The organism is Hymenobacter cellulosilyticus, from assembly GCF_022919215.1.
Classification (GTDB): domain Bacteria; phylum Bacteroidota; class Bacteroidia; order Cytophagales; family Hymenobacteraceae; genus Hymenobacter; species Hymenobacter cellulosilyticus.
In genome coordinates this window covers 4,814,874-4,838,743 of the sequence record NZ_CP095046.1, presented here as the reverse complement: position 1 = coordinate 4,838,743, position 23,870 = coordinate 4,814,874, and the positions used below count along the sequence as shown (strand labels likewise).

The window sequence follows — 23,870 nt, the reverse complement described above, 5'->3', positions numbered from 1 at the left end:
AGGTCAGAAAGAAAAGTGGCCTAAAAAGGCACGACGCCCAGAATCAGGCAGGTCAGAAGCATCACCAGCACAGTGCCGCAGGCCCATTTCAGGGTGAAGCGCTGATGGTCGCCGAAGTCGACCTCGGCCAAGCCGGCCAGCAGATAGGTGGAGGGAACCAGGGGGCTGAGCAGGTGCACCGACTGCCCCAGCAACGAGGCTCGGCCCATGTCTACCACGCTCACACCAAACTGCGCGGCGGCCTTCGTGACCAGGGGCAGAATGCCGAAATAGTAGGCATCGTTGCTCATGAAAAACGTGAAAGGGGCGCTGGTGATACCCGTCAGGATGGGCAGGTGGGGCCCCAGCGAATCGGGAATCAGCGTCACGATGGTCAGCGACATGGCGTCCACCATCTTGGTGCCGGCCAGAATGCCGGTGAAAATGCCGGCCGCAAACACCATCCCGGCCACAATCATGGCGTTGCCGGCGTGTGCGTTGAGGCGGCCCCGCTGCTCGCCCAGCCGGGGATAGTTGATGAGCATGCCCAGGGCAAAGGCCGTCATAAACAGCACCGGCAGCGGCACGATGTCCATGAACAAGCCCACGAGCAAAGCCAGGGTCAGCAGCGCATTTACCCAGAGCAGCTTGGGCCGGCGCAAGGCCAGCTCTTCGGGATGCGCCTCGGCTACCAGCGTCTCGGCTTCTTCGGTAATGACGGTGATGCCCAGGCGTTTTTGCTCACGCTTGCCGAAGATGTAGGCCACAAACAGCACCCAGCCCGCCGCCACAACCATGGCCGGAATCAGGGGGGTGAACACCTGGGAACTGTCCAGGTGCAGGGCCGAGAGGACGCGGGCCGTGGGGCCGCCCCAGGGCAGAATGTTCATCACGGCACTCGACAGAAAGGCGGTAGCCGTGAGGATGAGCGGGTTCATTTTCAGGCGGCGGTAGAGGGGCAGCATGGCCGCCACCACAATGATGTAGGTGGTGGTGCCGTCGCCGTCGAGCGAGACGGATAAGGCCAGCACGGCCGTGCCCAGCACTACCTTGAGCGGGTCGCCGCCCACCACTTTGACAATCCGGGCCACGATGGGGTCGAACAGGCCCGCGTCGGTCATGATGCCGAAGTACATGATGGCGAAAATCAGCATCACGCCGGTGGGCGCAATCTTCTTGACGCCGTCGAGCATCATGTCCCCGATTTCGGCCCGAAAGCCCCGATGAGGGCAAAGACAATGGGAATCAGAATCAGCGCCGTCATGGCAAACATGCGCTTGGACATAATCAGGTACATGAACGTACTGATCATCAAAAAACCCAGCAGAGAAAGCATAGCAACAGAAAAAGAGGGTGGGCAGGAGGGGCGTTTGGCAGTAGCGGGTCGAAACCTGGAGCGAGTATACCGGCCGATTTAGAATACATTTGGAAGCCGTTGCTTCTTTGCTCTTACCTGAGTGACCATTCACTTATCCTGCCCTCCGCTCTTCTGCCCGCCCGCCTATGAAATTACTAATCGTCGAAGATGAGCCTGAACTGGCCGCCGGCATGAGCAGCTACCTGCGCGGGCAGCACTACGTCTGTGAGCTGGCCACGACCTTCGATCAAGCCCAGGAGATGATGCTGCTCTATGACTACGACTGTATTCTGCTGGATCTGACGCTGCCGGGCGGGGACGGGCTGGCGCTACTGCGGGAGCTCAAGGCGCAGCGGCCCGAAGCCGGGGTCATCATCACCTCGGCCCGCAACGCCGTCGATGACCGGATTGCCGGGCTGCACCTGGGCGCCGACGACTACTTGCCCAAGCCGTTTCACTTGCCCGAACTCAGTGCCCGCGTGGCGGCTATTGTGCGCCGCCGTCGCTACAACGGCGCCAACCTGGTGAGCGTGGGCGAGCTGCAGGTGGATGTGGCCGCCCGCGTAGCTACGTTGCAGGGCCAGCCGCTGAATCTGACCCGCACCGAGCTGAATTTGCTCTTGCTGCTGCTGGCCAACCAGGGCCGCGTCATCAGCAAGGGCGCCATTGCCGAGCACCTTTCCGGCAACGACGCCGAGCAGTTTGATACCTACGAAACGGTGTACGCGCACGTGAAAAACCTCAAGCGCAAGCTCACCGAGGGCGGGGCTCCCAACTACATCCGCATGGTGTACGGCCTGGGCTACCGCTTCGACCCCGACCTGGCGTAGCCAATCAGTACTAGCCCGGCCGCATGAAACTGCTCACCCGCACCACCCTGATTTTTCTGCTCTACGCCAGCGTGGTAGCCGGGGCTGGCACGCTGGTGTACTACGGCCTGATTCACAAGCTCTACTACGCCTACGTCGACCGGACCCTGAGCCGGCGCAAGCTGCGGGTGCAAAAAGCTATGCGCCTGTACCTGCACCGCCCCGCCGATTTGGCGTACTGGCATCAGCTGGACCATAACGTGGAGTTTGTGCCCCTGCCGGCGCTGCCCCCGCGCCGCGCCGACCAGCTCCGGGTGCGGCTGATGCACAACGAGCTGACGGGCAAAAGCCAGCCCTACCGCCAACTTTCCTCGGCCGTGCTGTTTCAGGGGCGGCCCTACGAGCTGCAAATCCGCGTTTCCCTGTTCGACACCCAGCAGCTGCTGTTGCGCATCGTGCTGGCGGGCGGGTTGTTGTTTGGATTGCTGGTGCTCGGGTTGTTTGGGCTGCAGTTTGTTCTCAACCGCCGGCTGTGGCAGCCTTTTTATGCCCTATTGGAGCAGCTGCAGCGCTACAAGCTCAACCGCAACGAGCCGGTTACGCTGCCGGCCACTTCCATCCGGGAGTTTCAAGAGCTACAAGAAGCCGTGCAGCTGCTGCTGCGCCAAAACCAGCACGTGTACCGGCAGCAGAAGGAATTCACGGAAAATGCGGCCCACGAAATCCAAACCCCATTGGCCGTGCTGCGCACCCAGCTCGACTTGCTGGTGCAGGCGCCCGGCCTGACCGAAGAACAAGCCGGCCACATTGAGGCCATCATGGGCGTGACGCAGCGGCTCACCCACCTGACCAAAAGCCTGCTGCTGCTGGCCCAGCTCGACAATCAGCTGTTCTTCCCCGCCGAAACCGTGGACGTAGCGTCCATTTTGCGCACGCAGCTGGCCCACCTGCAGCCCCAGGTGGCGGGGCGGGGCATTACGCTGGAAATCGACATTGCTGCTAGCGTACCGCTGCAGATTCACCGCGGGCTTTTGGAAGTGCTGATCAGCAACCTGCTGGTCAATGCCATCCGGCACAACGTGGCGCAGGGACATTTGCTGGTGCGCTTAACGCCGGAGGCCCTGACGGTGGAAAACACGGGCCAGGAGCAATCCTTGCAGGAAGCCGGCCTGTTCCACCGCTTCCACAAAGCCTCCGACAGTTCTTCGGAGGGAGTTGGCTTGGGCTTGACTCTGGTACAGCAAATCTGCACCAATTGCGGACTGCCGTTGCGCTACAGTTACGTGGCCCCGGGGCGTCATCGCCAACAAGTGTTGCTCCTGTAACAGGTAGTACAAAGGGAAAAAGCGGACTGTAGACGATAGATTGTCCAGTTGGCTTATTGCGTATTCTACCTAGGCATCCGACACGCGAAACTGGGGAAAGTGTACTTGCCCAGGCGGTTGAAATGCTCGTAACGGGCAGGCGACAGCCGAGCTAGGTCTTCGGCGCGCACCTCAATTCTACGCTTCTTGTTTACGCCAGGGCCTTTGCGCGGGCGAGCCCTTGGTAATTCTCCACGGCCGCGTCTTTCTCCGTCTGGAGTTCGGCCAGCAAGCCCGGGTCAACGATGGTCGGGCAATGCTTGGCTCCCCATAGGATCAGCTCTATCAGGATGGGGACGGTATCCACGCCTTTTTCCGTCAGGCGGTAGGTGAACTTGGATTTCTTATCGGTGGCCACGGCCTTGGATACGATGCCCTGGGCCTCAAGGCCCGCTAAGCGGTCGGCCAAGATATTGGTCGCCATTTTTTCGGCCGACTGCAGGAATTGCCCATAGGTAGACTTGCCGGCGAACACCATGTCCCGCAAAATCAGCAGGGTCCATTTGTCCCCGAGCACGTCGAGCGAGGTGCTGATGGGGCAAGTAGAACGCTGTTTTAGCTCCTTCATAAAAAAGATTTAGGTTTACTTGCTTTTTGCAAGTTAATTGGCTCATCTTTGCACTTGCAAATCGCAAGCAAATATACGAGGGTTTTGCCCACGCTGGACGTCACCCTATTTATTCTGCTTCGCCCCGTCTCACCATTCTGCCGACCACGCAGTCGTGGTCATTAACCACTGTCTACCATGATTCTAGTAACTGGCGCCACCGGTGGCTTAGGCCACGAAACCATCGATTCCTTGCTCACCACCATCCCGGCCTCGGAAATCGCCGCCCTGGTGCGCGACATGAGCAAAGCCCAAGACCTCGCGGCGCGGGGCGTTGACGTCCGGCAGGGCGACTACCTGGACTATTCCTCGCTGGTGTCAGCCTTTCGGGGCGTTGATAAGTTACTGCTGGTTTCGGCCGTGGCCTTTACCGACCGGGTGAGCCAGCACCGCAACGTCATCGACGCCGCGAAGGAAGCTGGGGTAAAGCACCTGTTCTACACCAGCATTCAGCGCGACACCGATTTTGTGCTGCCGGAGGTCACGGAAAGCGACCTGGCTACAGAAGCCTACCTCAAAGCGTCGGGGCTGATTTACACCATTCTCCATAACGGCTACTACCTGGAAGGCCTGGGGTATCTGATTGGCAGCGAGGTGCCAGAGACGGAGATACGCTTCCCGGCCGGAGAAGGCAAGATAGCCTTCGTGAAGCGAACCGACTTGGCCGCCGCCACGGCCGCGCTGCTGACCAGCGAAGGGCATGACAACCAGGAGTATACCCTGGCCGGGAGCGAAGCCTATTCGTTTCACGACGTTGCCCGGGAACTCTCCACGTTAGCGGGCCGGCCCATTGCTTACACCAGCAGCGAACTGGAGCCCTACATCGCACAGAAAGTAGCCGCCGGCTTCCCCGATTTCGTTGCCACTTTCTTCGCCCAGTGGGGAGCCGCCACCAAGCACGGCATGCTGGCGGGCACACATGATACCGTGGAGCGGTTGCTGGGCCGTAAGCCAACTTCGCTACGGGAATACCTGGAAACAACGTATTTCCCGGGTACTAACCGCTCGTAGCGACGGCCAATACTTGGTGCTTCAGTCCAACGAACTGATTCCTGTCATCCACCAGAAGGAGTGTCTTTTGCAAACTCATCTAGGCATCTACTTCATACGGGCGGGTTAGCAGTTTCACTCAAAACGCACCCAATCCACTTCCACAGCCCCTTCCTTGGATTTCGGCGCTACATAGAGGGCGTGCGTACCGGGCTTAAACGACAAAACCGGGGCTTTGACGTCCTGCCAGGCACCGCCCTTGGGCACGGTTACTTCTGCCAGGATTGGCCCCGCCGCATGATTCAGTCGAATCTGTAGGGTAGCCCCGGTAGCAGAGGCAGCCCGGAGCAACACGGTTTTGGGCTTCTGCGGGCTAAACGCAACTCCACCGTACTGCACCCAGCCGCCGGGGCCGGTGAAAACGGTTTTCCAGCCCCGGAAAGGATTGGCCGGGTCCAGGAAAGCAATGGCCGCGCCCTGCTCACTCAACTGGCTGTAGCGGTCCAATTGAATTTTCTGCCGGGCATCGGTCAGGCCGACGCCGCGCAGAGTGGGCTTCACCTTGCGAATCGAACCGTCGGCGGCGAAGGATAGGCTGTCAATTCTAACCGAGCGGTTCTTGTCAAACTCCGGCGACAAATCATTGTGGTGGTAGAACAGGTACCACTGGTTTTTCAGCTGCAGCAGTGAGTGGTGATTGGTCCAGCATCCAGTCGGCGATTCGTCCATAATAACACCCTTTACCGTGAACGGGCCCAGCGGGCTGGTACTGGTGGCGTATTCGAGGCGCTCGGTCTTGTTCTCGACGTGCGGATAGGTGAGGTAGTAAATGCCCTTGCGCTCAAACACGTAGGGGCCTTCCTTCAAGCCCTTGGTGGGCAGCTCGCCCAGCGTTTTGGGTTCGGAGGCCAGCGCCAGCATGTTCTCTTGCAGCTTGGCCCCATAAATTTCGCCCTGCGACCAGTAGAGGTAGGCTTGACCGTCCTTGTCGATAAACACGTTGGGGTCGATGCCGTGCACGCCGGCGATGGGCGCGGGCTGGGGCAGGAAGGGGCCGGTGGGCTTGTCGGCCACCGCCACCCCAATCCGAAAGCCCTTGCTCTGGGTAGTATCGCGAGGCGTGGTGGGGAAGTAGAAATAGTACTTGCCGTTGCGGAAAACGCAGTCGGGTGCCCACATGCTGTAGCTGTCGGGCTTCACCCAGGGCACTTTGTTTTGGGTGACAATGACGCCGTGGTCGGTCCAGTCGGTAAGGTTGGCCGAGGAGAAGACGTGGTAGTCTTCCATGCAAAACCAGCCAATTTTGCCCCGCCCCGGCCCGCAGGGAATATCGTGCGAAGGATAGACGTACACCCGGTCGCCGAATACGCGGGCCGTGGGGTCAGCCGTAAACTGGCTGGTAATGAACGGATTTTGGGCACGGGCGGGCTGAAGAGTAGTAAGAAACAAGGCTGCCAGCAGTCCGCAAAGTATTCGGTTGCGCATGAGGTTGGGGTTGGGAAGCGAGTGGGAAATGCCTACTTGCTCAGGTGGTCTTCCAGGCGGAAATAATCGAAATCGGCGTACCCGCCCGCTGTTTGGGTGGAGTAGTTAAAGAGACTGAACCGGTAGCCCATGAAGTGCGGCAGCGTGTAAGCCATTTTGAGGGGCTTGCCCACGGGCTGCCAACTTTTGCCATCGAGGCTGTAGAAAAAGGTGGCCACGTCCCGGCGGTCCTGGAAGTCGCACTCGATTTTGAAGTACACCTTGTTTTGCGTCAGGGGCAGGCGCTGCAGCTCCACTGGCTTTTCCGATTCGGCACTGACCATCACAATGGCTTTGCCTCCCTGACTGGCCTGCACGCCCACTAGCCCGTAGCGCTTCTGCAGCACCCCCAAGCCAGCAAAGTCGCCGGGACGTAGATGCGACACATCCAGGGCCGTCGTGCCGGCGCAGGTGGGCCCGATGGTGCGCTGCGTGAGGGTATTGCGGGCCAGAAGAAACGAAGTATCGACCCGCCCGGTGGTAAGGCGCAGGTAGCCCGGGCGCTCAGTTACCGACCAGCGCTTGTTGTCGGGGTTGTGGTTCCACTGCCACACCAGCGGCAGGGCTGGTTCGCCGGCGCGGCGCGTAAACTCATCGGACGCCACCAGGCCCGGCAGCAGGCTTTTATTGGCGGGCAGGTTGAGGGTTTCGGGCACTTTGCCCGCCGGATTGCCGAGCACCGGCCAGCCGTTTTCCCATTGCACCGGCACCAGGTACGGGATGCGGCCCACGGCGCCAAAATCACGGAACAAGTAGGCGTACCACTTGCCCTCGGGCGTGTCGATGAGGCCGCCTTGGGCCACGCCGAGGTCTTGTAGAGCCAACCGGCCTTCGTAGGGGCCGGTTATTTTATCGGCCCGGTGCACGACCACCGTGCGCATGCCGTCCTTGGGCCACACGATGTTGAAGAGGTAGTACTTGCCGTTGACTTTGAACAGCTGTGAGCCTTCGGCCGGTAGGTTGATGTTGGGGCCGGCCGGGGCGCTGGCATTTTCGATGATGGTTTGTGGCGTGGTGCCCGGCTTCAGGCCCGCCGCGTCGGCGGTAAGTTCGGCCAGTTGCAGCTTGCCCGCGCCGTACACCATATACACCCGGCCATCGTCGTCGAAAAACAGCGAATGGTCGTGCATGCTCGGCTGAAAGGAAACTGCTTTCCAAGGGCCTTTCTCGATGTTCTTGGTGGAATAGACGTGAGTTTTGCCGGTAGTCTGGGCAAAGGTGCTGACATAGTACGTGCCCTGGTGGTAGCGCAAACTGCTGGCCCAGGAGCCGCGCCCGTAGGTGTTTTTGCCGTTGGCGAGGGTCATGGCGTCCACACTGGCCAGGGTGTCGTAGGCGTAGCTCACCAGCTTCCAGTTCACCAGGTCCGTCGATTTCATGATGGGCACCCCCGGACTCATGTGCATGGTGGTGCTGCTCATGTAGTAGGTGTTGCCCACCCGAATCATAGACAGGTCGGGCACGTCGGCATGCACCACGGGGTTGCGGGCCGTTGGGCTCTGCGCCCACGCCACCGGCCCCCCAAGGCACAGACTAGTCAGCAGCAACAAGTAGTTCTTCATCGTTGACCTTAATAATTAGCGCGTTTGGGGCTTGATGACCTGGTAGTTGCCGCTCAGGTGCATGAGGCTAAACAAGTACAGCAGGCCGTCGTAGTAGGGGTCGAAATAGCCGTCTTCGTAGGGCGCCAGCTTGGCGTTCCAAAGGGCGTGCACGAAATCCAGTTGCGGCGGGGCTGGGCGCATGAGCGAGGCCGAGGCCGAGGTAGCCACCAGGCCGAGCGAGTGGCGCAGCTTTTTCACCTTGCCGGCCGGCAAAATAAAATCAGGCCGTGAGCCGTCCACGTTGAATTGGTCTTCGAAGGTGTTGAGACCTTTGCTGCGCAGGAAGCCCTGGAAGCGTTGCGCGTACTGCTGCTGCCAGGCCCGGTCCTTGCCAAACCACACGTAGTCCATGGCAATGTTCATGGGCACGCGCCAGGAGTCGTAGCGGAACGCGGCGGGCGCCCACCGGGTCGGGTGGGGCTGGCCGCTAAACTCGGTGTAGTCGTAGTTGAGGCCGGTGGGGGAAGCGCAGGCGCGGTGCAGAAACACCCGCGACGTATCGGCGCAGTCCCGGTAAAACTGCTCGTGCCCATCCTTGGCGTATTCGGCCCACACTTCCAGAAAAGCCGGCACGTGGTACGAGGGGTCGGTCCAGTTGTACATGTCGCCGACCGGCACGAAGCTTATCTGCTTGTGCTTGGTATTGAAGAGGTTGTGCACGTCGCCGGTACCGTCTTTTTTCCAGGAGGCATCCAAGATGCGGCGGGCTTCCTTGTAGTAGTTGATGCCCGTCGCATTGCCCACCGATTCGAGGCAAACAAGAGGCTGGTCACGAAGTACAGCTCGCCATCCGAGGCCGGCCCTTCCGAGTTGCGCTTCATGGTGGCCGTGTTGATGCTCCAGGCAAAGTAGCCTTCCAGCGGACCGCTTTGGTGCTGCAAATACTTTTTCGACCAGCGCCAGAGGCGGTCAAACACTTCCTTTTTGTTGAGCTGCACCGCTACCATCATGCCGTAGGAAAGGCCCTCGGTGCGGGCATCCTCGTTTTTCACATCCGACACGTAGGCCATGGAGTCGCCCACTGCGAAGTACACTTTGTTGGGCCCCTCAAACACGTCGTGGTATGCCTGTGCCACTTTCTTATCGATGTCAGCCTGGCTGTAGCCCGCTTCCCGCAGCAGGTTAGGGTACTTATTGGTGTAAAAAGCCGCGGTGCTCGTTGGTTTCTTCCGGGGGCTAAGGCGCTGGCCGAAGCTAGGGCTGGCACCCACCGTGAGCAGACCCACCACCGCCAAAAGGGTGCATTTTGTGCCAAGCAAGCGGGCAAAAAGGTTGTTCATAAAGCTATGTTTCAAAGAGTAGCGTGGGACGCTGAGAGCTTAGGAGTCGCATGCGTAGCCATATAGGTACCGCAACCTGAGGAAGTAAGAGGTGACATTCCGTTTGACCAGGCAACGCCGTACACGGCCGGGGCAAAGTCAAAGCCGCATTTGTCGTTCAGAACCACGGGCTGGCAGTTTTGACAAGTGCAATAAGAACGACTAAGGCTGGCGAGGTGGCCGCGGCGGCGTGTCGTTGGCAATGAGTGTTTCCAGCGTGTGCATGGGCGGCTCCACGGCGGCCGGAATGGGCAAGCGGCTGAACTGCTGGAAGTACAGCAAACAGGCGTCTTTCCACACCACGGCGTTGCCGCTTTGGGTGCGCAGCTTGTTTTGCACCACCCCGAACCGCTCGGCGTCCACGTAAGGTTGGGCCTGGTCCCAAGTGCGCTGAAACTGGCGCACTTGCTGCACGCCGTGCTCGTAGTGCAGGGCCAACTCGTCCCACAGCGTGCGGCCGCTCTTCATCTTGAAATCCCAAGGCAGGTGGTGGAACCACAGCAGGTACTCGTCGGGGCAGGTGGCGGGGTTGTTGAACTGCGTGGCCAGCGGCTCGTGGTACTGGCTCACCGCGTCGCTGCCCGTCTTGGTGCGGTCGAAACCCACACCGTTGGCCGACGCCTGGTGATAATAGGGCGGGGTCCAGTCGGCGCGCATACCGGGCGGCGCCCACCACGGGCCCGGTCCGTAGTGATGGTGAGTGGCCGACATAATATGGTGCAAGCCTAACGGCATGGAGTAATCGACGATTGCCTCGCGGCTCGCCAGCATTAATTGGGTTATGGGCGTCAGGAACTTGGTGTTCCAGTCGGCGGCCGAGGTAGCGGGCTGCGTTGGGCCGCTAGCTGCGTTTTGGAAAGTCAGCTTGAGCCACTCTTCGGCGAGTTGGGCGCTTTTGGCGCTGCTGTTCCAGGCTAGTCGCCCGAAAGCGTACCAGTTGGCCTGCGCGAAGTCGTGGCCCGTCCAGTTGGTGTCCAGGCCCACGTTGGACACGCCGGCCATGGCCGAGTGGGCTTGTCGGTACACACTGCCGTTGGTGCAGCGGGCCACGGTGCTGCCGGGGCCGGCCTGGTAGGTGTCACTTTGCAAACACTCTTCCCACATCGGCGCCAAATAAGCCAAGTCGATGGCGTGCCCGAGGTACTCCTGCGTGATTTGAAACTCGGGCATGACGGCCGTCTTTTTCAGCGCCCCAAACAACGGGCTGAATGGCTCCCGGGGCTGAAAATCTACCGGCCCGTTCTTCACTTGAATGATGACGTTGTCCCGGAATTTGCCGTCGAGCGTCACAAACTCGTTGTAGGCTTGCTTGGCGCGGTCCTTATCGTTGGGGCTGTACACGAAGGCTCGCCACATCACCAGGCCACCGTAGGGCTTCAGCACATCGGCCAGCATGTTGGCGCCGTCGGCGTGGGTGCGGCCGTAGTCCTGCGGACCAGGCTGCCCTTCGCTGCTGGCTTTCACCAGGAAGCCACCAAAATCGGGCACCTGCTGGTAAATCTCCTTCACCTTGCTACGCCACCAGTTGACAACGGCTGGGTCCAGCGGGTCGGCGGTTTTGAGGCCGCCAAGCAGCACTGGCGAGGAGAACTTCACGGACAGATAAGTCTTCACACCGTAGGGCCGCAGCACATTAGCAATGGCTTTCACCCGGCCCAAGTATTCGGCGGAGAGTATCATGGGCGAGGCATTCACGTTATTGAGGACGCTGCCGTTGATGCCCACTGAGGCGTTGGCCCGGGCGTATTCCTGCCACAGGGTTTTGTCGCGCTTGGTCACGACCAGGGCACTGTCCTTGCGCCAGAAGATGGACTTGCCGGCATATCCCCGCTCCACCGACCCATCAGGGTTGTCCCAATGGTTGAGCAGGCGAAGTTCATAGGATGGATTGGAAACACCATCTGTCACCGACTGGCCGGTTTGCTGGCGCCGCAATAGCTCAAACACCCCGTACAGGATGCCACGTTCGGTGGCGGCCTGCACCCCTTGCGCACTCAACCGAAACCCGTCGTGTTTTATAGTCTTATCCTTGCGGAGGGTAAGCGTGACGGTGGCGCCGGCGCTACCCTGCCAGCTCTGCTGCAATTCCTGCTTCGCTGTAGCGAGCAAGGCTGAGTTTTTGATAGGAACTACTACCGTTACCGGGGTTGCGGCATGTGGGCGCAACCAGAGTTGGTGGCCGTCTTCGGCGTGTAGTTCCGAGGCTGCGCTTAGAGAAAGAAGAAAGAAAAGAAGTTTGTTCACGGGTGGGATACGGAGGGTGGTTCTTCGGCGGCTAAGGAGCCTAGATTCTTACTTCACGGGCGCTACACCCTTGGTCGTCTGCACGATGGGCTGGATAGTGCCGTCCGGGTTGTAGCGCAAATAATCCACGCAGATAGAGCGGCGGTAGCTGCCGCCGGTGGGCAACGAGCCATTGTGGTAGAAGAAGTAGCTCTGGCCCTTGTAATCGATAATGCCCGGGTGGGTGGTGAAGCTGTTAGGCACATTTTCCTGGATGATGCCGCGGTACGTCCACGGCCCAGCGGCGCTGGGGCGGTGCAGTACTCTATCATTTCGGGCTTGGTGCCCTCGCTGGCATACACGAGGTAATAGAGCTTCTTGCGCTTGTACACCCAGGGACCTTCGATGTAGTTCTTAATATTCAGCACCGTGATGGGACCAGCCAGCTCCGTCAGGTTGTCCTTAAGTTTCACCCAGCGGCAGCTTAAGTTGCCCCAGTACAGGTAGGCTTGCTTATCATCATCGATAAAAACGGTGGGGTCGATGTCGTCCCAGGCGTGCGGCTTATCCTTGGTCATTTCGTTGGTAATAAGGGCCTTGCCGATGGCATCCTTGAACGGCCCCGTGGGCCGGTCCGACACGGCCACGCCGATGGCCGCCCCACCTTGGCTGTTGGCGTCCTTCTTATGAAAGGTCGACACAAACCAGTAGAACTTGCCCTTGTGATAAACGCACTGGGCCGCGTAAGCGTCGCCGGTGGCCCAGGCAAAGGTCTTGGGCGAAAGGCGCTTGCCGTAGTCTTTCCAATGCACCATGTCGGTGGTGGAGTAGATGCGCCAGTCGGGCATTTTGTAGTTGGTTTCCTGCGCCGAAGCCGTGTCGTGGCTGGTGTAGAGAAACAGCGTGTCGCGGTACACCAGCGGGGCCGGGTCGGCCGTAAACACGTCCTTGATAATGGGATTTTGCGCCCGCAGGGGAAGTAGGTCCCAAGAGTTAACAGGACAACAAGGCAGATATTTCTCATCGGATCAGGTAGAGGGGTAGGAAAACGAAACGGGCTGTCTAAAACAGCTTTTGCGCAAACAGGTACAAATCATGCCGCCACACGGGCCAGGTATGGCCACCAGGATACTCGCTGTACCCGTACTTGATACCCAGCATATCTAGTCGGGCCCGCATCACCTTGTTGTTGGCGTAGGCAATGTCCTCGGGCCGCCCATCGAAAGCCACAGCTGCTTGAGGTTGGCATTGATGGTGCCCGCGTTGGCTTGCATAAAGGCGTACTGCGGGTCCGACAGCGCGGGGTTGTTGGCAAAGAAGCCCGAACTGAACACGCCGAGGTACGGAAACATATCCGTGTTGCGCACACCGGCGTAGAGCGTTTGCAAGCCGCCCAGCGACAAGCCCGCCAAGGCCCGGTTCTGAGGGCCGGGCGCCACTCGGTAGCTGCTTTCCACTACCGGTAGTACGGTTTGCTTGAGCTCGTCTTCGAAGCGTTTCAGCGTCGGTTCGCCGAAGCTTGCCAGGCCGCCGGGGCCGCCCATGTTGCCGTCGAGCATCACTACGAGCATGGGCTTTGCCTTTTTCTCGGCCAGCAGGTTGTCCAGAATCAAATCGGCTTTGCCTTGCCGAGCCCAGCCGGTTTCGTCTTCGCCCCCGCCGTGCAGCAGGTAGAGCACCGGGTACGTAGTGCTGGCATTGGCCTCGTAGCCCGGCGGCGTGTACACGTAACACTGCCGCCAGGAGTTGGTGACTTTCGAGTAGAACCGCTTGAGCCGCACCTCCCCGTGGGGCACGTCTTTCAGGGCGTAAAAACCCGTGCCGCGGCCGGGCACCTCGAGGCCGCTGGCCATGCGCCCCATGCCGTAGAAGGTGGCGCTGGCGGGGTCAGCCACGGGTAGCCCGTCGAGCACCAGCGAATAATAATGCAGGCCCCGGCTTAGCGTGTCGGTCGTCACCGTCCAGGTGCCGCTGCTGTCTTTCGTCATATCATATTTCCGGCCCAAATCCAGCTGTACGCGCTGCACACCAGGGGCCTGGAGGCGAAACACGGCGCGGTTATCGGGCAAGAGCTGGGGGTATTTCGCATTGCGCACGTTGGTGGCTGCGGGCGCGCCCAGCACGGTGTAGGTGGGCAGGGCAGCTACGTCCACGGGCTTGAAGAGCTGCTGTGCGAACATGTAGAGGCCGTTTTTCCAGACTTTGAAATCGTGCCCGCCGGCTTCGAGGTAGTACACGTGCGGCACGTTGTGCTCGTAGAGGTAGTCGTGGGTGCGCTGGCTAACGGGCAACAGGCCGTCCTGGTCGCCGCAGGAAATCCAGAGCAGCTTGAGCTGCTTTTTCGCCTTTTCGGGTCGGGTACCAATTGCTCGGGCAGCTTGGTATTGGGAGCCGAGGAAAAGCCGCCCACCCAGGCAAACCGGTCGAGGTTGCCCAGTCCGAAATTCAACGACTGTCCGCCGCCCATCGACAGCCCGGCTAGGGCCCGATTTTCGCGGCTCCGGAGCACGGGGTAGTGCTTTTCGACGTAGGGAATAAGGTCGGTGAGCAGGTCTTTTTCGAAGTTGGCAAAGGCCGCCACCTTGTCGGGACTGAATACGTTGCCCAAGGCCCGGTCATCCTTCATGGCGCGTCCATTGGGCATTACAACCAGCATGGGCCTGAGCTTGCCGGCCGCGTAGAGGTTATCCAGAATCACCTGGGGCCGGCCGCCCCGGAGCCACTCCTTTTCGTCGCCGCCGATGCCGTGCAGCAGGTAGAGCACCGGGTACTTTTTCTTTTTAGAATACCCCGGCGGTGTGTAGACCAGTGCCTTGCGCACCGAGCCTACCGTTTTCGAGGTGTAACGGATGCTGTCCAGCCGGCCGGTAGGGCTGCCCGCGGTGGGTTGGTCGAAGCCCTTAGGTGCTTCCAGTAGCATTTTTTGCGCCGAGGCGTTGCTTACGCTCAAGAAGACCACGCTCAGGATAAGGGACAGGACGTTTCTCATAGCTTGGAGTCGGTTCATCGGCTTGTAGTCTACTAGCCAATGCGTGAGGCATAGCAGGACTATTTAGGCCCTGCGTAGGTTAGGGCTGAACCACAAAGCCGCCACGGGCCGGTAGTGTCACACTTAGGGTAGCGCTGCCCACGGGCCGGGTGCTGAAGCTGCGGTTGGTGGCGCCGTCGGTGATGAGCGTACCTCCGGCCAGGCCCAGCTTGCCCAGGTCGAGTTGCAGGGTTTTGGGCGCGTCGGTGCCGTTGATGCCGGCCACGTACCACCGGCCGTCGGGGGCTTGGCGGGCTATTACTGCATACTGACCGGGGTAGCCGTCGAGCAGCTTCACATCGGCCCAGCGCGGTGGCAGCTTTTTCACGAAGTCCTGCACGTAGGTGGGTTGCGCGGCCATGCCCTCGGGCACCTCGGCATAGTGCTGAATGCCCGACTGAAACAGCACCGACAAGGCCAGCTCAAAGGCGTTGGAGGTGCGACGCTGCTTGCCGTTTATTTCGGAAAACGCCATGGGCGTGAAGTCCATCGGCCCCACGGCGTTGCGGGTAAAAGGCAGGGTGGCGCAGTGGGTAGCTTCCTGGTCGGTATTGGCCTGGTCGAAGGTCAGAAACTCGAAGCCGCGCACGGCCTCCATGGTCATCAGGTTGGGGTAGGTGCGGTTCCAGCCGCGCGGGATGGTGGTGCCGTGGAAATTGACCAGCAGCCCGGCCTGAGCCGCGTCGGTGAGCAGGTCCTGGTAGTAATTCATAAACGACTGCCCGTCGCCGCCGAAAAAGTCGATTTTCACGCCCGCCACGCCCATTTTCTTAATGCGGGCAAACTCCCGCCGCCGGCTTTCAGGCTCGAACAGCACCTTGGTGGGCGTTTGCGGGGCCTCGTTCCAGCTGCCGTTGGAGTTGTACCACACCAGCAGCCCCACGTTTTTGCTCTGAGCGTACCGGGCCAGCTCGGCCGTCTTCTCGTAGCCGATTTGCGTGTCCCAGAGGGCATCTACTAAGCAGTAGCGCCAGCCCATCGTGGCCGAGTAGTCGATAAAGCGGCGCTGCACGTCGTAAGTCGTGTTCTTGTCGCCTAGCAGCACCCACGACCACGACGATTTGCCGGCCGCTTCGGTGAGCACGGGCGTTTTAGCCGGTGCACTCAGGTCGGTAGTCAAGGTCGATTCCACGATGGGAGCCAGCGAATTACCCACCACGATAACGCGCCAGGGCGTGCGCCAGGGCAAACGGCTTTCGGGCAGCAGCGGGGCCTGGGGCGTAGTTCGTTCCGGGGCCTGCGGAAAGGCAATGCTGTAGTCGGCATCGGGAGCGGTGTGGGCCAGGTGGGTGCCGCAGTAGCTGCGGTCCATACCCGCCTCGGTGAGCAGCACCCAGTGCCCGCCCGTCTCAAACAAAGCCGGAAACGACCAGCCCTGCCCGAGCGAAGACGGCGTACCGGCCGCCACGCCGCGCTGGTAATATTCCTCGTACGAGGGCTGGGTATTGGCAAACCCAGTCTGCGCTTTAGCATGTGGGTGCAGCCAGCCCTTGGCAGTTGCCGGCAGGTGGAAGCTGGTTTTCTCGGCCGTAATCCGCTGCAAATCGGCGTTGTTGCCCTCAACAAGGTACTGAAACGCCACCCCGTCGTTCGACACCTGAAACACGACGCTCAGCGTGGGCGCCCCGGCCTTGCCCGCAAAGCGCACCACGCGGCGGTTGGCCCGGTAGCGGCAGGCAGCGCGCTTGTCGGTGGCCAACTGGTAGTCATCGGCTACGGCTTCCACCTTGTCGGCTTTGGTTAGTTTCAGGCCCTGGGTAAGGTCGGCGCTGGCCAGCTGCAAACCCAGGTGCGAAGGGCGCAGCAGCTCGGCGGCGCGGTAGCGCACAGCGTAGGTAGGTTGGCCCTGGGCAGTGATATCCACGCGCACCTGCACGGCCCCGTCGGGGCTGCTGACGAGAACGGGCTCGGCGGCCTGAGCGGTTGCGGCAACAAGCATAAACGCGCCAAAAAAGAAAGCTAAACGCATGATAGGCAGGCTAGGAAAGAGGTACTTGGCTAAGTCGAGAGCTACTTTTTGTATACCGGGTCGTTGCCCGCGTATTTAAGCCACGTAAAGGAGGCGGTGTTCGTGGTGGGCTGGCCTGAGGAAGTGGCGTACATCCCGAACAGGCAGCCGATAAAACCGCCCGCCTCCTGGGTGCTCAGAAACCGGGCGTCTACTTTGTCTTTGAGCGTCGTCCAGGTCTTCCCGTTTTCCGAGAAGTGGAAGCTGTAGGTGTCGGCCTGGGCCTGAATGCGCAGCTGCACCCGGGCCGTTGCCGCCGTGAGCGGGGCTTGGGCAAGCAGTTCGGGCTGCTTCGCGTCGGCGGGCTTGCTTTTGAAGAGCTGGAGCACGGGCTTGCCGTTGTCCACCGACTTGCAGAGGTAGTAGAAGTGCTTCTCGTCCTGGAAGACAACCAAGCCGGCCTTTTCGTGGGCCGCTTTCGGCGCGAAGTTCAGCTCGGTTTCGGTGGTGCAGTACAAATGCTGCTGGCGCTTGCCAACGAAAGCCGGGTTGCCGGTTTCGGCGCAGGTTTCGGGCTTGAGCTTCAGGGTAAGCCCCCGGGCCTTGCTCAATGAGAAGTTGCTGCTGTCGACGGTGCGCAAAAAGAGCAGGGCTGGGTCGAGTTGCTTTTCGAAGGTGAGGGTATAGGCGAAGTTGCCGCTCTGGGGCCGGGCGCCGGGCTGCTTCACCTCTGCAAAGTTGGCTTTGTAGGAATACTGCACGCCGTTGGGCCCCGGATCCATCACCGGCCACTCGTCTTTCCACACCACGGGCACGATGAAGGTCTCGCGGCCGGTGTTGTAGTAGTTACCCTCGTAGGGCCGCACGGCCAGGAAAATGGCGTAGGTCTTGCCATCGGGCCCTTCCACAAACTGCGCGTGCCCGGCCGAGGTGATGGGGTCTTTGCGGTCCTTGGGCAGCTCGCGCTGGGAGAGAATGGGGTTCTTCTCGTAGGGCACGAATGGCCCCAGGGCAGACTTGCTGCGGAACACGACCTCCGTGTGGTTGACCGACGTGCCGCCCTCGGCTGCGTAGAGGTAGTACCAGCCATTGCGCTTCATCAGGTGGGGGCCCTCAATCCAGACCGGCTTTTTGCTCAGGTCCACGCCGCCATTTACCACAATCTTGGCCTCGCCCACGGTTTGCAGGGTTTGCGGATTCAGCTCAATCATCTTGATGGAGCGGTGCCCGTCGTAGAGCGGTTTGTTGTCGGGCGGGTCGCTGTTGTAGATGACGTAGGCCTTGTCGCCCTCGAAATACAGCGAGGGGTCGATGCCCTTTACCTCGGGCAAAAAGATGGGGTCGCTCCAGGGGCCGGCGGGGTTTTTGGCCGTCACCACGAAGTTGCCCTTGTGGTCGATAAGCGTGCAGGTGACGTAATACGTGCCATTGTGAAACTCAATGGCCGGGGCAAACAGGCCCCGCGTCATCCGGTCGCCCAGGAAGTTCATCTGTGAGGGCCGGCTGATGACGTTGCCCACCTGCTTCCAGTTCTTCAGGTCCCGGCTATGCATCACCGGAATACCGGGGAAGTAGGAAAAGGTGGAGTTTACCAGGTAGTAATCCGGTCCTACCTTCACAATGCTGGGGTCCGGGTAGAAGCCAGTCAGGATGGGATTAACCAAGTCAATCGATTGTGCAAACAGGCTAGCGGTTTGCAGCCACAGGGTGGCTAAAACGGTCAGAAATACTTTCATGCTCTTGATTTTCGGGCGTACACTTGCCCGGCGAAGATACAGTTTAGGGGCTATGGCGAAAAGCTAGTAAATCCTGGGCTTATTTCTTCAGGTTCGTCAGCATCTATACCAACGTCGTCGCCGCGGCTGACGGAACGTGTGGTACCTAGAGCGGGCTGCCTGCACTGGATTGCTCACGCACCATAAAGCCGGCTTACCGCCTTCTGCAAGGTGGCAAGCCGGCTTTTTTAAAGCAGTTAGGAATCAATACCCGGGATTTTGGGCCAGCTTCCAGGTTTGGGCATCGTTAAGGGAAATGGGCAGTAGGGGCGTAGGATTCACGGACGGCTCGGTGGCCACGTGCGACAGGGCCCGCGCCCGGACCTCAGGCGGTAAAATGCCCATGTAGCGGCCCGTCCGAATCAAATCCCACAGCCGGAGCGACTCTTCCCCGAATTCCACCCGGCGCTCGTGCCAGATGGCGTTCAACAGGGCCTGGCCCGACAAGCTGGCGGACAAATCCGGCAGTGTGCCGGCCGGGGTATTAGCTGGTTCGTAGGCCAGCGAGCCCAGCGTGGTGCCGGGTGGGCGGGTGGAGTTGCGGGCCCGCTGCCGCACCTGGTTTACCAGCGCCACTGCTTCGGCGGGTTTGTTGAGCTGGGCGGCAGCTTCGGCTTTCATCAGCAAAATGTCGGCGTAGCGCAGCTTACGAATGTTCTGCGGGCCCGACTCCGGAGCGTTGGGCGCAATAATGGCCGCCTTGCGGTTGAAATAGCCCGTGGCATTCTGGGTCAGGTCGATGGGCTGAAGAATGCCCAGCACGATGTCGTTGTTCTTGATAATCGTGACTTCGCGGCGCGGGTCGTTGGGCTCAAACTCATCGACCAGGCTCTGCGTGGGGTTGTTGAAGCCGTAGCCAAACGTGCGGCGGTTGTTCTGAAAAATATTGCTGGTCGTGCCCACCGAGATGGGGCCGTAGCCGTCGTTGGAGGTGGCAAACTGGATTTCAAACAGCGACTCGCTGCTGTTCTCGCCAATTTCCTGGTGAATGGCCGCGTAGTTGGGCAGCAGGCTGTACTGCCCGGAGCTGATGATGGTGCTTGTCAAATCGTAGACCTCCTGCCAGGTGTGGTTGTTGCCATTCACGGTGCCCAGCTGGTACAGTATGACGCGGGCCAGGTAGCCGGTGGCCGCGCCCTTGGTGGCCCGGCCGTTGTCGGCGGCGGCGTAGCCGCTCTTTTCGGGCAGCAATGCAGCCGCGGCTTTCAGGTCTTTTTCAATGAAGGCGTAGGTCTGGGCGATGGTGGCGCGGGTCGCGTTGGGCGCCTCGGCGGGCGTCACGGTTTTTTCAAACAGCGGCACGCCCCCGAAGCCCTTCACCAAGTTGAAATAGAAATACGCCCGCAGAAACAGCGCTTCGCCCTTTAGGCGCGCTTTCAGACCCGCGTCGATGGTGCCCGCGTCGATGTTGTTAATCACCGTGTTGGCCCGGGCAATGCCGGTGAAGCTGTGCACCCACAGCGTCGTTACGGGCGGGTTAGAAGGCGGAATGTTCCAGGTTTTGAGCTCAATTAGGGACAGGAAGTCACTGGGCGAGCTGCCGCCTTTCTCGGAATCGTCGGTCATCAGGTCCCCGAACATCCATTCGAAGGTTTGGGCTACGTACTGGCCGGTGGGGTCGCCCCACTTGGGGCCCTGGTCCCAGGCGGCCACGTCGTAGACGGCGTTAATGGCTTGTACGGCGTTGGTAGGGTCCCGGAAAAGCTTGTCCTGGGTGGTCGTGCCCAGAGGCTCCTTGTCCAGAAAGTCCTGGCAGCCCGAAGCCAGGGCGGTAGATATCAGCAGGCCGAGCAATGCGGCGGCGCGGGTGGGTTTCATAGGAAGAGGGTAGGACGTAAGTAGTTAAAACTGCACGTTGAAGCCCAGGCGGTAGGTGCGGGCCTGCGGGTAGTTGCCGTAGTCCACGCCGTAAGCCAGGGGTTGTTGTAGAACGCCGCGGTTGATATCTCGGGGTCGTAGCCCGTGTACTTGGTGAGGGTAAACACGTTATCAACCGAGACGAACACCCGGGCGCCGTTCACCTTTACCTTGCCCAGCAACGACTGGGGCAGCGTGTAGCCCAGCTCCATGTTGCGGGCGCGCAGGTAGCTGGCATCCTCCACGTAGCGGCTGCTCATGCGGTCATTGCCGTTGGTGTCGGTCGAGGTTACGCGGGGCTGGTTGCTGTTGGGGTTGCTGGGCGTCCAGCGGTCCATGCGGCTCGCGTAGAAGTTGCTCCATACGCCCACAAAGTCGGCCGACTTGTTCAGGTTGAAGGCTGCCCCGTTCAAAGCTTCGGCACCCTGCACCCCGTAGAGCAGCACCTTGAAATCGAAGCCGGAGTAGTTCAGGCTCAGCGAGCCGCCGTAGGTAAAGTCGGGCGTGGCGCTGCCCAAGTAGGTGTAGTCGGCGGCCGTAATCTCGCCGTCGCCGTTGACATCCTCATACCGCACGTCGCCGGGTTGGGCACCGGGCTGCACCAGCGTCCCGTCGGGGTTTCTGTACCCGTCAATCTCGCCCTGATTGTGAAACACGCCCTGGGCCTGCAAACCGTAGAAAAACGCTATTTCGCGGCCCACGTCGGTGAGGGTGGTGTTGTTGATTTGCGTCAGCACGTTGCCGCTGGCAATGGGGTTGCCGCCGCCCAGGCTGGTCACGACGTTGTTGATTTTGGTGAAGTTCAGCCCCACGTTGTACTGGAGCTTGCCTATCTCATTGCGGTAGTTCAGGGCCAGTTCCAGGCCGCGGTTGCGCAGGGCGCCCACGTTGGCAGGCGCGGGGGCCTGGCCTACGAAGTCAGGCACCGGCGATAGAGCAATCATGTCCTGGGTGCGGCGCTCGAAGTAGTCGGCCGTAAAGATCAACTGGCTGTTGAACAGCTCTGCATCCAGGCCTACATCGGTAGTAATGGCCGTTTCCCACTTCAGGTCCGTGTTATTAATCTGGCTGATGGCTAGGCCCGGGGCAGCTACTCCATTGAAGGAGTAGGTCTGGTTGTTGCTGGCCACCGAGGCATAGCCGTAGTTGGGGGCCGCGTTCTGGTTGCCGACCTGGCCGTAGCTGGCCCGCAGCTTTAGTGCCGACAGGTAGCTTACACCCTTGAGGAACTGCTCGTTGGAGATGTTCCAGGCCGCACCTACCGACGGGAAGTACCCTTTGCGCACGGGCCCCAGGAACTTCGAGGTCTGGTCCAGGCGCAGGGTGCCCGTCACCAGGTAACGGTCCCGGAAGTTGTAGTTGGCACGGCCGAAGTACGAGGCTAAGCTCCCGTCGTACTGCGAGCTGCGCACCACGTTGCCGGTGCTGCGCGAGGCCGACGCGTATTGCAGCGAGGCATCGGCCGGCACATTGAAGGCCGTAATGGAGATGCCGTTGCCGTAGCCGCGCTGGGCTTCCTGGCCCAGAGTAGCCGAGAAGGAGCTGTTGTCGGCGAAGGTCTTGGTGTAGTTGGCGTAGTTCGACCACACCCACGAGACGTTCTCACTGCGCGTCTCGATCAGCGCGCTCTGGGCCCGCTGGTCTACCGGGCCGATGTAGTACTGCGGCTGGTATACTTTGGGGTGGTTGTTGAAGTAGTTGATGCCAAACGTGGAGCGGAACGACAGGCCTTTAAATAGCGCAATATCGAGGTAACTGCTGCTGAACAGGTTGTTGTTCTGCAGCTTGTTGAACTGCTGCTCGTCGAGGTAGCGCGGCACGTTTAGCGCATTGCGCGTGATGACGTCCTCGTTGTAGGTCCCGTTGGGGCCAAATGGGTTAAGGACGGGGTTGGTTTGCAGGGCGTACTGCAGCACCAGATAGGGCTGCGAGCCGCCCTGCCCATCACCGCTGCCCGTCTGTTTGTTGTTGGTGAACGTAGCTCCCACGCCCGCTTTGATGCGCTTGGTGAGTACGATGTCGTCATTCACCCGAATCACGTACTTCTTGAAGCCCGAATTCTTGATGATGCCGTCTTGCTGGAAGTAGCTGCCGCTCACCAGGTAGCGGTTTTGTTCGGTGCCACCCGAGGCCGACAAGCTGTAGTTGGTAATCAGGCCTTTCTGCGTGACCAGGTCTTGGTAATCAATGCCTTCGGCGTTGGTTGCAATGGCATTCTGCAGCTGCGGGGCGTAGTCGGGCAGGGGCTTGCCGGCGTTGGTGAAGGCTTCGAGCACGAGCGTCGAGTACTCGGCGGCAGTCGTCAGGGGCAGTGTGCGCCGAACCTGCTGAAAGCCCGTGTAGCCCGACAGATTGAACTGCGTGGCGCCGGCCTTGCCGTGTTTGGTGGTGATGAGCACCACGCCGTTGGCCCCGCGCGAGCCGTAGATAGCCGTTGCCGAAGCATCCTTTAGAATCTCCGTCGACTCGATGTCGGCGGGCAGCAAAAAGCTGATGTCGCTGGTCTGGATGCCATCCACCACGTACAGCGGGTCACTGTTGTTGATGGTGCCCACGCCCCGCACCCGAATGCGGGTGCCCGAGCCGGGCTGCCCGCTGTTGGAGGTTACTTCCACGCCGGCCGCCCGGCCTTGCAAGGATTGCACGGGGTCGGAGGTGGCTACCTGCGTAAGCTGCGCCCCGCTTACGGAGGCCACCGAGCCGGTCAGGTCGCTTTTGCGCGCCGTGCCGTAGCCAATGACCACCACTTCGCTCAACGCCTGCGCGTCTTCGGCAAGCGTCACGCGCAGCGTGGTAGTAGCCCCGGTCACGGGCACTTCCTGACGGGCATAGCCCACGAAGCTGAATACGAGCACGCTGTTCTCAGGGGCTTGCAGCGTAAAACTGCCGTCCGGACCGGAGCTAGTGCCGGTGGGAGTGCCTTTCACAACTACCGTTACGCCTGGTATACCATCCCCTTTGGCGTCGACCACCCGCCCGGAAACGCTGACGTCTGGCCTACCGGAATCGTTTGCGGAACTTGGCTGAGAAGACGCCCGCAAGACCACGCGCTTATTGGCCACCTCATATTGAATCTTGAGCGGGGCCAGCACCTGGTCCAGCACAGCTAGCAAAGGCGCGTCCTGGGCATTGATGGTCACTTTGCGGTCGGCGCCAACCAGCTGCTGGCTGTACACAAACCGGATATTGGCCTGCCGGGCAATCTGGCTGAGGGTTTCCCTGATCGTTTGTGCCTCTACCTGCAGCGTAATTTTTTGCTCGAGTACTCCTTGGGCCAAAGTCAGGCGCGATGCAGCCGGGCTCGCCGCAGCGGAATGCGCATCCACTGTTAGTGCCGGCAAGCACACAATTGCCGTTTGCAGCAGAAGGGCCCCCACCGCAGACCGGGTGGGCGGTGGAAATTGTACAGTTTTTTTCATGGAGTAGGGGAGGTTGTGGGAATTTGAAAAGAGGAAAAAATGAGTCTTACTTTCGCAATCGATTGAG

Annotated in this window: 16 protein-coding genes and 1 pseudogene; 3 read left to right on the top strand and 14 right to left on the bottom strand. The window is 60.4% G+C overall.

Annotation, left to right across the window (positions count from 1 at the left end; genetic code table 11):
• Positions 1 to 20: 20 nt before the first annotated feature.
• Positions 21 to 1,175: a CitMHS family transporter gene (locus tag MUN79_RS23710; protein WP_311136577.1), complete on the bottom strand. Its 1,155-nt coding sequence runs from the start codon at positions 1,173 to 1,175 to the stop codon at positions 21 to 23.
• Positions 1,172 to 1,315 carry a hypothetical protein gene (locus tag MUN79_RS31415; RefSeq protein ID WP_311136576.1) on the bottom strand — a complete coding sequence of 48 codons (144 nt, stop codon included), beginning with the start codon at positions 1,313 to 1,315 and terminating at the stop codon, positions 1,172 to 1,174. Before MUN79_RS31415 ends, MUN79_RS23710 begins: the two co-directional genes overlap by 4 nt.
• A gap of 167 nt (positions 1,316 to 1,482) precedes the next feature.
• Here MUN79_RS31415 and MUN79_RS23705 point away from each other — a divergent pair, with 167 nt between their 5' ends.
• Both MUN79_RS23705 and MUN79_RS23700 read left to right on the top strand, forming a co-directional pair.
• Complete coding sequence (locus MUN79_RS23705; RefSeq protein ID WP_244674995.1) at positions 1,483 to 2,166, top strand: response regulator transcription factor; 684 nt, start codon at positions 1,483 to 1,485, stop codon at positions 2,164 to 2,166.
• A gap of 23 nt (positions 2,167 to 2,189) precedes the next feature.
• Positions 2,190 to 3,470, top strand: a complete 1,281-nt coding sequence (locus MUN79_RS23700; protein ID WP_244674994.1) for a sensor histidine kinase — start codon at positions 2,190 to 2,192, stop codon at positions 3,468 to 3,470.
• 190 nt (positions 3,471 to 3,660) lie between these two features.
• On the opposite strand, the gene MUN79_RS23695 is transcribed toward MUN79_RS23700, so the two are convergent.
• Positions 3,661 to 4,077 carry a winged helix-turn-helix transcriptional regulator gene (locus MUN79_RS23695; RefSeq protein WP_244674993.1) on the bottom strand — a complete coding sequence of 139 codons (417 nt, stop codon included), beginning with the start codon at positions 4,075 to 4,077 and terminating at the stop codon, positions 3,661 to 3,663.
• Between the two features lie 177 nt (positions 4,078 to 4,254).
• Between MUN79_RS23695 and MUN79_RS23690 the strand changes: the two genes are divergently transcribed.
• Positions 4,255 to 5,127 carry an SDR family oxidoreductase gene (locus MUN79_RS23690; RefSeq protein WP_244674992.1) on the top strand — a complete coding sequence of 291 codons (873 nt, stop codon included), beginning with the start codon at positions 4,255 to 4,257 and terminating at the stop codon, positions 5,125 to 5,127.
• A 114-nt stretch (positions 5,128 to 5,241) separates the two neighbouring features.
• Here MUN79_RS23690 and MUN79_RS23685 read toward each other — a convergent pair whose 3' ends face one another.
• The 11 genes and pseudogenes from MUN79_RS23685 to MUN79_RS23640 form a co-directional block, all read right to left on the bottom strand.
• On the bottom strand, positions 5,242 to 6,591 hold the full coding sequence (locus tag MUN79_RS23685) for a family 43 glycosylhydrolase (protein ID WP_244674991.1): 1,350 nt from the start codon (positions 6,589 to 6,591) through the stop codon (positions 5,242 to 5,244).
• A 32-nt stretch (positions 6,592 to 6,623) separates the two neighbouring features.
• Positions 6,624 to 8,192 (bottom strand): glycoside hydrolase family 43 protein, encoded by a 1,569-nt coding sequence (locus MUN79_RS23680; protein ID WP_244674990.1) that lies wholly within the window; start codon positions 8,190 to 8,192, stop codon positions 6,624 to 6,626.
• A 15-nt stretch (positions 8,193 to 8,207) separates the two neighbouring features.
• Positions 8,208 to 8,837: a glycosyl hydrolase family 8 gene (locus tag MUN79_RS32085; protein ID WP_262923082.1), complete on the bottom strand. Its 630-nt coding sequence runs from the start codon at positions 8,835 to 8,837 to the stop codon at positions 8,208 to 8,210.
• A 20-nt stretch (positions 8,838 to 8,857) separates the two neighbouring features.
• Positions 8,858 to 9,514 carry a glycosyl hydrolase family 8 gene (locus MUN79_RS30380; RefSeq protein WP_262922937.1) on the bottom strand — a complete coding sequence of 219 codons (657 nt, stop codon included), beginning with the start codon at positions 9,512 to 9,514 and terminating at the stop codon, positions 8,858 to 8,860.
• A gap of 201 nt (positions 9,515 to 9,715) precedes the next feature.
• Positions 9,716 to 11,662, bottom strand: a complete 1,947-nt coding sequence (locus tag MUN79_RS23670; protein ID WP_244674989.1) for an alpha-glucuronidase — start codon at positions 11,660 to 11,662, stop codon at positions 9,716 to 9,718.
• Positions 11,663 to 11,859: 197 nt separating this feature from the next.
• Positions 11,860 to 12,720: a family 43 glycosylhydrolase gene (locus MUN79_RS23665; RefSeq protein WP_244674988.1), complete on the bottom strand. Its 861-nt coding sequence runs from the start codon at positions 12,718 to 12,720 to the stop codon at positions 11,860 to 11,862.
• A gap of 118 nt (positions 12,721 to 12,838) precedes the next feature.
• Positions 12,839 to 14,765: pseudogene (locus MUN79_RS23660) on the bottom strand (alpha/beta hydrolase-fold protein).
• A 79-nt stretch (positions 14,766 to 14,844) separates the two neighbouring features.
• Complete coding sequence (locus MUN79_RS23655; RefSeq protein WP_244674987.1) at positions 14,845 to 16,773, bottom strand: glycoside hydrolase family 97 protein; 1,929 nt, start codon at positions 16,771 to 16,773, stop codon at positions 14,845 to 14,847.
• A gap of 41 nt (positions 16,774 to 16,814) precedes the next feature.
• Positions 16,815 to 18,488 (bottom strand): glycoside hydrolase family 43 protein, encoded by a 1,674-nt coding sequence (locus tag MUN79_RS23650; protein ID WP_244674986.1) that lies wholly within the window; start codon positions 18,486 to 18,488, stop codon positions 16,815 to 16,817.
• Between the two features lie 243 nt (positions 18,489 to 18,731).
• On the bottom strand, positions 18,732 to 20,345 hold the full coding sequence (locus MUN79_RS23645) for a RagB/SusD family nutrient uptake outer membrane protein (RefSeq protein ID WP_244674985.1): 1,614 nt from the start codon (positions 20,343 to 20,345) through the stop codon (positions 18,732 to 18,734).
• Complete coding sequence (locus MUN79_RS23640; RefSeq protein ID WP_244674984.1) at positions 20,342 to 23,710, bottom strand: TonB-dependent receptor; 3,369 nt, start codon at positions 23,708 to 23,710, stop codon at positions 20,342 to 20,344. Before MUN79_RS23640 ends, MUN79_RS23645 begins: the two co-directional genes overlap by 4 nt.
• Between the last annotated feature and the right edge of the window lie 160 nt (positions 23,711 to 23,870).

What these genes read in the sequence shown, in the direction of transcription:
- MUN79_RS23710 (WP_311136577.1), bottom strand. Translation starts at nt 1,175, where the DNA reads ATGATGCTCGACGGCGTCAAGAAGATTGCGCCCACCGGCGTGATGCTG.
- MUN79_RS31415 (WP_311136576.1), bottom strand. Translation starts at nt 1,315, where the DNA reads ATGCTTTCTCTGCTGGGTTTTTTGATGATCAGTACGTTCATGTACCTG.
- MUN79_RS23705 (WP_244674995.1), top strand. Translation starts at nt 1,483, where the DNA reads ATGAAATTACTAATCGTCGAAGATGAGCCTGAACTGGCCGCCGGCATG.
- MUN79_RS23700 (WP_244674994.1), top strand. Translation starts at nt 2,190, where the DNA reads ATGAAACTGCTCACCCGCACCACCCTGATTTTTCTGCTCTACGCCAGC.
- MUN79_RS23695 (WP_244674993.1), bottom strand. Translation starts at nt 4,077, where the DNA reads ATGAAGGAGCTAAAACAGCGTTCTACTTGCCCCATCAGCACCTCGCTC.
- MUN79_RS23690 (WP_244674992.1), top strand. Translation starts at nt 4,255, where the DNA reads ATGATTCTAGTAACTGGCGCCACCGGTGGCTTAGGCCACGAAACCATC.
- MUN79_RS23685 (WP_244674991.1), bottom strand. Translation starts at nt 6,591, where the DNA reads ATGCGCAACCGAATACTTTGCGGACTGCTGGCAGCCTTGTTTCTTACT.
- MUN79_RS23680 (WP_244674990.1), bottom strand. Translation starts at nt 8,192, where the DNA reads ATGAAGAACTACTTGTTGCTGCTGACTAGTCTGTGCCTTGGGGGGCCG.
- MUN79_RS32085 (WP_262923082.1), bottom strand. Translation starts at nt 8,837, where the DNA reads ATGTACAACTGGACCGACCCCTCGTACCACGTGCCGGCTTTTCTGGAA.
- MUN79_RS30380 (WP_262922937.1), bottom strand. Translation starts at nt 9,514, where the DNA reads ATGAACAACCTTTTTGCCCGCTTGCTTGGCACAAAATGCACCCTTTTG.
- MUN79_RS23655 (WP_244674987.1), bottom strand. Translation starts at nt 16,773, where the DNA reads ATGCGTTTAGCTTTCTTTTTTGGCGCGTTTATGCTTGTTGCCGCAACC.
- MUN79_RS23650 (WP_244674986.1), bottom strand. Translation starts at nt 18,488, where the DNA reads ATGAAAGTATTTCTGACCGTTTTAGCCACCCTGTGGCTGCAAACCGCT.
- MUN79_RS23645 (WP_244674985.1), bottom strand. Translation starts at nt 20,345, where the DNA reads ATGAAACCCACCCGCGCCGCCGCATTGCTCGGCCTGCTGATATCTACC.